The organism is Proteus vulgaris (genome assembly GCF_016239305.1).
Lineage (GTDB): Bacteria > Pseudomonadota > Gammaproteobacteria > Enterobacterales > Enterobacteriaceae > Proteus > Proteus vulgaris_C.
The window spans coordinates 261,782-269,209 of sequence record NZ_JAEHOQ010000002.1; the positions used below are offsets into that span (position 1 = coordinate 261,782).

Annotated in this window: 10 protein-coding genes and 1 pseudogene; 5 read left to right on the forward strand and 6 right to left on the reverse strand. The window is 34.4% G+C overall.

Annotated features, from left to right (window positions below; translation table 11 throughout):
* Positions 1-101 precede the first annotated feature (101 nt).
* Both JEP40_RS02685 and yciA read left to right on the forward strand, forming a co-directional pair.
* Positions 102-650: pseudogene (locus tag JEP40_RS02685) on the forward strand (septation protein A); the annotation flags it as partial.
* Positions 651-857: 207 nt separating this feature from the next.
* Entirely contained in the window at positions 858-1,289 is a 432-nt protein-coding gene (yciA, locus tag JEP40_RS02690) for an acyl-CoA thioester hydrolase YciA (protein ID WP_006536988.1), read from the forward strand.
* Positions 1,290-1,432: 143 nt separating this feature from the next.
* Here the strand turns inward: yciA and tonB are convergent, their stop codons facing one another.
* Both tonB and JEP40_RS02700 read right to left on the reverse strand, forming a co-directional pair.
* Positions 1,433-2,146, reverse strand: coding sequence for a TonB system transport protein TonB (tonB, locus tag JEP40_RS02695; protein WP_198622341.1), 714 nt, complete (start codon positions 2,144-2,146; stop codon positions 1,433-1,435).
* 113 nt (positions 2,147-2,259) lie between these two features.
* Complete coding sequence (locus JEP40_RS02700; protein ID WP_198622342.1) at positions 2,260-2,442, reverse strand: YciY family protein; 183 nt, start codon at positions 2,440-2,442, stop codon at positions 2,260-2,262.
* Between the two features lie 305 nt (positions 2,443-2,747).
* On the opposite strand from JEP40_RS02700, the gene cls reads away from it, so the two are divergent.
* The 3 genes from cls to JEP40_RS02715 all read left to right on the forward strand — a co-directional run bounded on the left by cls (position 2,748) and on the right by JEP40_RS02715 (position 4,908).
* Entirely contained in the window at positions 2,748-4,208 is a 1,461-nt protein-coding gene (gene cls, locus JEP40_RS02705; RefSeq protein WP_198622343.1) for a cardiolipin synthase, read from the forward strand.
* Positions 4,209-4,317: 109 nt separating this feature from the next.
* Entirely contained in the window at positions 4,318-4,647 is a 330-nt protein-coding gene (locus JEP40_RS02710) for an HI1450 family dsDNA-mimic protein (protein WP_420094335.1), read from the forward strand.
* A gap of 63 nt (positions 4,648-4,710) precedes the next feature.
* Positions 4,711-4,908, forward strand: coding sequence for a hypothetical protein (locus JEP40_RS02715; protein ID WP_198622345.1), 198 nt, complete (start codon positions 4,711-4,713; stop codon positions 4,906-4,908).
* Positions 4,909-5,001: 93 nt separating this feature from the next.
* On the opposite strand, the gene JEP40_RS02720 is transcribed toward JEP40_RS02715, so the two are convergent.
* The 4 genes from JEP40_RS02720 to JEP40_RS02735 all read right to left on the reverse strand — a co-directional run bounded on the left by JEP40_RS02720 (position 5,002) and on the right by JEP40_RS02735 (position 7,274).
* Complete coding sequence (locus JEP40_RS02720; RefSeq protein WP_198622346.1) at positions 5,002-5,433, reverse strand: carboxymuconolactone decarboxylase family protein; 432 nt, start codon at positions 5,431-5,433, stop codon at positions 5,002-5,004.
* A gap of 124 nt (positions 5,434-5,557) precedes the next feature.
* Entirely contained in the window at positions 5,558-5,839 is a 282-nt protein-coding gene (locus JEP40_RS02725) for a hypothetical protein (protein WP_198622347.1), read from the reverse strand.
* 170 nt (positions 5,840-6,009) lie between these two features.
* On the reverse strand, positions 6,010-6,465 hold the full coding sequence (locus JEP40_RS02730; RefSeq protein ID WP_198622348.1) for a GNAT family N-acetyltransferase: 456 nt from the start codon (positions 6,463-6,465) through the stop codon (positions 6,010-6,012).
* Between the two features lie 266 nt (positions 6,466-6,731).
* Positions 6,732-7,274, reverse strand: a complete 543-nt coding sequence (locus JEP40_RS02735) for an Ail/Lom family outer membrane beta-barrel protein (RefSeq protein ID WP_198622349.1) — start codon at positions 7,272-7,274, stop codon at positions 6,732-6,734.
* Between the last annotated feature and the right edge of the window lie 154 nt (positions 7,275-7,428).

Consider the following 7,428-nt stretch of genomic DNA (forward strand, 5'->3'; position numbering starts at 1 on the left):
CACTTCATAATTAAAGATATGCAATTGTTTACCCATTTTATGTCGCTTTGCATTAGAATAGCTTAGTTTATGAATTTAATTACCATAGGTTCCTATTTGTTATGAAAAATGGCTGGCTTAAGCAATTACTTGATTTCGCTCCACTATTAGTGTTTTTTATCTTCTATAAATGGCAAGATATTTTCTATGCTTCAGGTGCATTAATTGTCGCGACGTGGATTTCAGTCGGCTTGACGTGGCTTATTTTCCATAAAGTTGAAAAAGCACCACTCATTACGGCTATTGTTGTCACTATTTTTGGCTCATTAACTATCTTCTTCCATTCTGCTGATTTTATTAAATGGAAAGTGACGGCTATTTATGCCATTTTTGCCATCGTTTTAATTGGTATGCAGTTATTTACACCAAAAACGCTAATGGAAAGAATGTTAGGCAAAGAGCTTGCTATGCCACCGGCTAATTGGAAAAAAGTAAATATAGCTTGGGTGATTTTCTTTTTTGCTTGTGCCTTAGGTAATATCTACGTGGCATTCTCTTTACCAGAAGAAACTTGGGTTAATTTTAAAGTCTTCGGTTTAACCATTTTGACCTTTATCTTTACTATCGCCAGTGTGGTTTATATCTGGAATAATCGTTTACCAGAAGAACAAACTGAAGAAGAAAACACAAAAAATGGTGAACACGTATTATCAGATGATATGTCAAAACAAGCATCTAAATCGACATCACACGATGTTCATACTAAATCGGAATGATCATTTTATTTTATTGGGAGATATGTGCTCGTCATAATTTGACTTTAAATTGATGCGTAGATATCTCCTTAGTTTCAACATTTTATAAATATTATATTTCCCATGACTGAACAACAATCTTTGCCTAATGGTGAGCTCGTTTTACGCACCCTTGCCATGCCTGCTGATACTAACGCCAATGGTGATATTTTCGGTGGCTGGTTAATGTCTCAAATGGACATTGGTGGTGCAATTTTAGCAAAAGAAATTGCGTTAGGTCGTGTCGTTACTGTAAGCGTAACAGGCATTACCTTTCTTAAACCTGTTGCTGTTGGCGATGTCGTCTGTTGCTATGCGCGTTGCTTAAAAACAGGTAACTCTTCAATTACTGTTAATATTGAAGTCTGGGTTAAGAAAGTCGCCACAGAACCTGTAGGCCAACGCTATCGTGCAACAGAGGCCGTATTTACCTATGTTGCCGTCGATGAGAACAATTCAGCTCGTCGCTTACCTGAAGGTAAAGCACACTTCACGCTAACAAGTACAATGGAATAAAAACGCCATTACGACAATTCGATTACGACGTAGTGTGAAAGCATTAAAAGTTGAATACTAAAAAAGGCACTTTAATAAGTGCCTTTTATTTATCGGGTATCAAATAGTGATATCACCTTGTTTAACTGCTAATTTTATAAAAACTAGTTTGTTGATATTCCGGTCATTTTGAATTCAATGAGAACCACTTTTCCTTTATAAGGAATTTTTTCATAACGCCACTGGCGCATTGCTCTTTTTACTTCGCGCTCAAACACATTTTTTGGATCAGCAGAAATAATTTCTACATTATCGACTCTTCCATCCACATCAACATCAAAACGAACTTTTATTGAACCTTCTATCCCCACAGCTCGTGCACGTGGTGGGTATATAGGTAAGCCCTGACGTACTACATTAGGTACTTTACCTTCACCGCTACTTGCCACTGCAACTGGTTTTTCATCACCTTTATCACTTGGCTTTGCCGTTGGGTTAAGATTTTTAAGATCGTTACCTTTATTAACAACTAAAGGCTGTGGTCGCTCAACAGGTGGTTTCGGCTTGTCCACAGGTTTTGGCTTAGGTTTAGGTTTTGGTTCTGGTTTTTTCTCTATTGGTTTTTCGATAACAGGTTTCACATCAGGAATAGGCTCTGGTTCGGGTTCAGGTTCGACAACCGGTTCAGGCTCTGGAGGTGTGACCTCTTCAACCACAGGTTCTGGTTCGCCAGCAGGCTCATCTGCAGCAAATGCCAACATTTGTATAGAGATAGGCTCAGGCATAACTGGCTCATCTTTTACAACATACAACATCGCTGCTGCAACAAGTGAGGCATGCAGGCAGAGTGATATGAATACCCAAAGCTTCCAACGCATAACTGATCTTATTTCACCTAAAGAAAAAATAATGCCCCTAGTTTAAATGCAAATAGCAATCATATTCAATAAGGTTTAGCAAAATGATTGATATAAACTGTTAAAAGGTGAAATTATGCGTTCCATTCTATGTGTTGAACAAACAAAAGCGCTCTGTGTTTTTTAGAAGTATCAAGTTTACGCAGTTTATAAATTCGGAAATTACGACGAGATTGCCCTTCTAACCATCGACGACGTTTACGTAATACCTGTCTCATCATTCGCCAACGTGCAACTTCATTCCTACTGTGTCTCATGCTATCAGCACCTATTTTTTCGAATAAGTGGTGTATTATAAGACGTTCATTTTGTGATCCAAGAGGGGATTTATGATTTGCTTAAATTTCATCCATTCTTTGAGCATTTCTCACAAAGAAAAAATAAATAATGGGTTGTATCTTATTGCTTATTTAATGCTTATCTCTCAATAAAGAGATTTGACAGAGATAATAATCCTGATTTAATAACAACATTCGGCAAATAACAAAAATAATGAACTATTTTTAGTAAATTGCCTTTTGCTCATTCATGCAATTCATTTTCAACGGAAAATAGCTCTACTATGACAACATTTTATACTGTATTAAGTTGGCTAACCTTTTTCTTCTATTGGCTATTAATTGCGGGGGTTACATTTCGAGTCCTAATGCACCGACGACCCGTCACATCAACCATGACATGGTTATTGATCATCTATATCCTGCCACTAGTTGGGGTTATTGCTTATTTTGCCTTTGGTGAATTACATCTTGGTAAACGGCGCGTTGAGCATGCTAAACAAATGTGGCCTTCTGTTGTTGCATGGCTTGAAGACTTAAAAAAATGTAAGCATATTTTCGCTACAAGTACGAGTGATGTTGCGACGCCTCTTTTTCAATTAACCGCTAAACGCCAAGGCATTAAAGGGGTTAAAGGTAACAAAATTGAGCTTTTAACCACCTGTGAAGATTCTCTCAATTCGATTACGCGTGATATTAACAATGCACGCGATAACATTGAAATGGTTTTTTATATTTGGCAATCAGGTGGTTTAGTTGATGAAGTCACCGAGGCATTAATCAGAGCTGCTAAACGTGGCGTAAAATGTAGGATCATGGTTGATTCAGCCGGTAGTTGGAATTTCTTTCGAACTAAAGGTCCTGATGTAATGAGAGCGGCAGGTATTGAGTTTGTCGAATCATTGCATGTGAATCTATTCCGTTTTTTCTTGCGTCGTATGGATTTGCGTCAACATCGAAAAATCGTCTTAATTGATAACTATATTTCCTACACCGGAAGTATGAATATGGTTGATCCTCGTTATTTCAAGCAAGATTCTGGTGTCGGCCAATGGATTGATATTATGGTAAGAATGGAAGGCCCTGTTTCAACTACCTTAGGTATGATTTATGCCTTTGATTGGGAAATGGAAACCGGAGAACGCCACTTACCACCACCGCCTGATGATAATATTATGCCTTGTGAACAAGAAAGTGGTCACACAACACAGGTTATCGCATCGGGTCCCGGATTTCCTGATGAGCTTATTCAACAATCCTTGATTACAGCTATTTATTCCGCGAGAAAAGAATTAGTTCTCACGACACCTTATTTTGTGCCTAGTGACGATCTTGCGCATGCAATCTCAACCGCTGCAATGCGTGGTGTTGAAGTAAGTATTATTGTGCCTCGTAGCAATGACTCTTTTCTTGTACGTTGGGCAAGTCGAGCATTCTTTACAGAAATGCTCGAAGCTGGTGTAAAAGTCTTTCAATTTGAAGATGGCTTATTACATACCAAAAGCGTGATGGTAGATGGGCAACTCAGTATGGTAGGTTCAGTAAATCTTGATATGCGCAGTTTGTGGCTAAATTTTGAAATTACTGTTGTTATTGATGATGAAGGTTTTGGCAGTGATTTAAGCATTGTTCAATATGATTATATTGCTCGTTCGACAGAATTAACCATGAATGAATGGGAAAAACGACCATTCTTAAATCGTGTATTAGAACGTATCTGCTATTTCTTTAGCCCTCTGTTATAACAGAAATGTTATAATCAAATGACTACTAAAAACTAGCAACAGATAACCGTGCTAAATTAGTAAAAATGCGATACAAATAACGCGATAATTATTGGAACAATAGACAGGCATTACCATGAATGAACCAACCTTAATTAGTGAAGATGAAGCCCTAGAACAAGCTTATGATCTATTTTTAGCTCAAGCAGCCGATAATTTGGATGTTGCAGACCAATTACTGTTTAACCTGCAATTTGAAGAAAGGGGTGCAGCTGAAGTGGTTCCATTAGGTAATGATTGGCAGTTTATTGTTGGCCTTCCTGTTACACCTGCTCGCTTTAGTGAAGTGATTATTGGTCTTGCACCTGATGCTGACTCCGATATTGATGATATTTTTGGCCGTGTCTTAATTAGTCGCGACCCATTACAACCTATGTTCCATATTATTTGGAAATCATAATCACTTTTATCTTCACCTGCTTATATTTTAGCGGGTGATTTTTTATTTCAGAGAGAAATAAAAATGAGTGAAAGTCACTTTATTATTGATACTATTTTTGCCTTAGCTTTCTTTGGTGCATTTTACTGGTATGTCTGCGTAGTAGTTATTATCGTCATGCTCTATGGCGCAATAAAAACACAAAAAATGTTATTTCGTTTCTTGTTTATACTCATTGCGTTACTTTTTGTTTATTTACCCTTTATGCAATATCTTTGGTAATAATGATATAAAAAATGAAAGCGCTATCATAAGCGCTTTTTTTTCTCCTAGAATTTATTTCTTTTATCACCCTATTTACGTAAATAAACATTATTACTGGCGTAGACTCACCGCAATACGATTAAAGGCATTCATCAAACCAATCGCCAATGTTAAATCACTCATTTCTGTATCTGTAAAATAAACGCTGACTTGCTGGTAAATTTCATCACTCGTACTCTTAGCAGAGATCAGAGTTACAGCTTCGGCCCACAATAATGCGGTGCGTTCTTTATCTGTAAAACGCTCACTCACTTGCCAACCATTTAATGCGTCTAATTTATTTTGAACAACATTTTGTTTACGTAGTGAAGTATTATGCATTTCGAGACAAAAAGCACACCCATTTATTTGAGATACTCTTAAATAAACAAGCTCAATCAAAGAAGTATCAAGTGAACAACTTTCTAATGCTGTTTTGCATTGAATTAAACCAGCATAAGCTTCAGGACTGAGCTTTGGGTAAGATAAACGTAGTTTTGACATAATTTCCTCATAATAAAGATAAACACACCAGATGCTGTATATAAAAACAGTATTAATATATTCAATTTATGGTTATGAGTTTATCAATTTTGTGGTATTGACTTTTATCTTTGATATGAGTGATTTACTCAAAGCATTTGGATGAATGAGCAATAGTTAAAAACATTGTACCTTCTCTTGTAAGCGTACTATCTTGCTTTATTGGTGGTGATTTGACCATTCGATCTATTTCAGTTGAAGAAAATTTATCACGTGCTTCATTATAAAAACACAGGCATTGATCGTTTGTTACTGTACTATAAATATTCAATGTATCCATACAGTATTCAATAACTCTATTTTCTTGTGATTCAGAGCAAGCAGATAGGAAGAATAGAGATAAAATGACCCCCAGATTTTTTTTCATAAAAATTCCACTATTATATTTTTTATTAAATTATGAAAAAATTATTTCATTAAATCATTAGCTTTATTACGATATAAATCAAATTAAGTGGATAATTATTATTCATATAAGATAAATAGAAGGAATTTTTTAATTCCCTCTTCTATTTTAGAACTTTAATATCTCTTTGATTAGTATTTATACTTATTTTTATTTAACCTTAGATGTAATAAGGGAAAAGGATTTCCTTGCCCATCTACTTCAGAGCGCCCTATTTGCTCAAATCCAATATAAAGATAAAAACCAATTGCTTGAGGATTTTGCTCGTTTACATCTAACTCATCAACATGTAATGTATTTATCGCAAAAGTTGTAAGCAATTTACCACAACCATGCCCTCTAGAATTTGCATCAACAAATAGCATTTCTAACTTATTTTCTGCTGTACCCAAGATCCCATGAATAACATTATTATTATCTATCGCAATATAGGTATTAAGTATAGGGAAATACTGTTCTACGATGTCTTTTTTAAGCGATAAAATGATATCTTCAGATAGAAATGTATGCGTAGCTCTAACCGATGACTCCCAAACAGCTATCATCTCGTCATAATGTGATGCATCTGCTTTTACTACAGTTAGCATATATTTTCCTCATAAAATTTATTTTTAAATACACTTTATTATAACCGAATAAAAAAATAAGAATATAAATAGATTGTCATTTATAAATTGATAATAAAAATTATCTTTTAATAAATCGACAAACCGATATTTAAACTTAAATGAAAATAAATAATAGGGCTTTAAATTTAGAAGGAAGTGTTAAATTAGAAATTAATTATAATTTTATGATGTGATTTATAAAAGGTCACCTAACGTGACCTTTTATAATAAGGCTTAAATTAATATTAGAAACGGTAACCAACGCCTAATATCCAAGTACCAAATTTTGCACCATCTAATTTTGAATATTCATAAGATGCATCAATTGCCACGCTTGGGATTGGATTGATTTGTAAACCTAATCCATAAGCCATAGAAGATTTACTTAATTTATCATTATCATTATCATAATAAAACTTATCTTCTTGATTAATATGACCAAACCCAATTAAACCATACGCACTAAAATAGTCATTAAAACGGTAGCTAGGACCAGCCGTTAATGAAATATAATCAAGTTCAGTTGAACCAATTTTTCCCCAGCGACTATAATAATTATAGGTTAATTTTGTATACGTCAGTGATCCAATAACTCCCCAATCATTATTAAATTCATGATTATATTTAAAGTTAATCCCTTTAAGATTATCATCAATTTTATCATCATTAACTTTAATTGAAGTTTGGGCATACCCCACTGATAATGTATTATCTAACGCGGCTTGTACATTAAAAGAAAGTGTAGAAATAGCTAATAATGAAGTAGAAAGAAATAAATTACGATTCATCTTTATTCTCTATATAAAAACAATATGATAGACAAATGGAACTAAGTTAAATTAGTTCTCTATTAAATTGAGATTAGCGCTCAATAAATTTTATTTATAAATAATACTTTATTAATAAATTTTTACAAATAAATTCTTATAGCTCAAGACATAA

Bases quoted from the DNA above. Each gene is read 5' to 3' on its own strand.
- yciA (WP_006536988.1), top strand. From the start codon at position 858: ATGACTGAACAACAATCTTTGCCTAATGGTGAGCTCGTTTTACGCACC.
- tonB (WP_198622341.1), bottom strand. From the start codon at position 2,146: ATGCGTTGGAAGCTTTGGGTATTCATATCACTCTGCCTGCATGCCTCA.
- JEP40_RS02700 (WP_198622342.1), bottom strand. From the start codon at position 2,442: ATGAGACACAGTAGGAATGAAGTTGCACGTTGGCGAATGATGAGACAG.
- cls (WP_198622343.1), top strand. From the start codon at position 2,748: ATGACAACATTTTATACTGTATTAAGTTGGCTAACCTTTTTCTTCTAT.
- JEP40_RS02715 (WP_198622345.1), top strand. From the start codon at position 4,711: ATGAGTGAAAGTCACTTTATTATTGATACTATTTTTGCCTTAGCTTTC.
- JEP40_RS02720 (WP_198622346.1), bottom strand. From the start codon at position 5,433: ATGTCAAAACTACGTTTATCTTACCCAAAGCTCAGTCCTGAAGCTTAT.
- JEP40_RS02725 (WP_198622347.1), bottom strand. From the start codon at position 5,839: ATGAAAAAAAATCTGGGGGTCATTTTATCTCTATTCTTCCTATCTGCT.
- JEP40_RS02730 (WP_198622348.1), bottom strand. From the start codon at position 6,465: ATGCTAACTGTAGTAAAAGCAGATGCATCACATTATGACGAGATGATA.
- JEP40_RS02735 (WP_198622349.1), bottom strand. From the start codon at position 7,274: ATGAATCGTAATTTATTTCTTTCTACTTCATTATTAGCTATTTCTACA.